Source organism: Xenorhabdus sp. TS4 (assembly GCF_014467265.1).
Taxonomy (GTDB): domain Bacteria; phylum Pseudomonadota; class Gammaproteobacteria; order Enterobacterales; family Enterobacteriaceae; genus Xenorhabdus; species Xenorhabdus ehlersii.
Genome location: NZ_NKHQ01000070.1, coordinates 1 through 566, shown reverse-complemented (window position 1 = coordinate 566; position 566 = coordinate 1). Strand labels below are relative to the sequence as shown.

The following is a 566-nucleotide window of genomic DNA, read 5'->3' as shown; positions in this document are numbered from 1 at the left end:
AGCCTTTTGTTCCTTTATTTCTCTTTGTTTGTCAACTTAAAGTTATAAAGGAGCGGCTATGTCATTTCAACTCACCATAAAAGTCGAGCATCGCGTGAATTTATCATTATTTATAGTTTTGCGGTAGGGCTAGGATGTGGACTGTCTTCTCCATTATTACTTGGGATAAGTTTGCATGGATATCCAGAATTGTCCGGAACAGGCAGTGCTTTACAAGGAGCACTAAAAATGGCCGGGGCAGCCATTGTATTATGGTTTTTCTCTAGTGGGCATACAACAACAGCAGCGGGTTTAATGTGGGGACTTTTCATTCTTGCCTTGATTTGTTTTGTTTTCATTACTTTTACTCTGTATAGGGTATCCGAAACAAAAAACCGGCGCTTATAGAGCAACCAAAATTGATAATGTTATCTTCACTGTCACACTAACGGAGGGTCACGTATCCAACCCGTTGGTAGTTGTGTATAATCACCCTGATTTCCCCACCTTGCTCAGTTATACCCGTTTCGTCAGTGTCGCGCCTTCCGTTTTGGTTCCTCTGTGCAGTTATCTGACTAAATTAAAAG

General features: G+C 41.2%; 1 protein-coding gene and 1 pseudogene. One reads left to right on the top strand and one right to left on the bottom strand.

The features are described 5' to 3' along the window. Nucleotides 1-110: 110 nt before the first annotated feature. Nucleotides 111-338 carry a hypothetical protein gene (locus Xets_RS14180; RefSeq protein WP_187651955.1) on the bottom strand — a complete coding sequence of 76 codons (228 nt, stop codon included), beginning with the start codon at nucleotides 336-338 and terminating at the stop codon, nucleotides 111-113. A 125-nt stretch (nucleotides 339-463) separates the two neighbouring features. Between Xets_RS14180 and Xets_RS14175 the strand changes: the two are divergent. Next, nucleotides 464-566 (top strand): annotated as a pseudogene (locus Xets_RS14175) (IS982 family transposase); the annotation flags it as partial.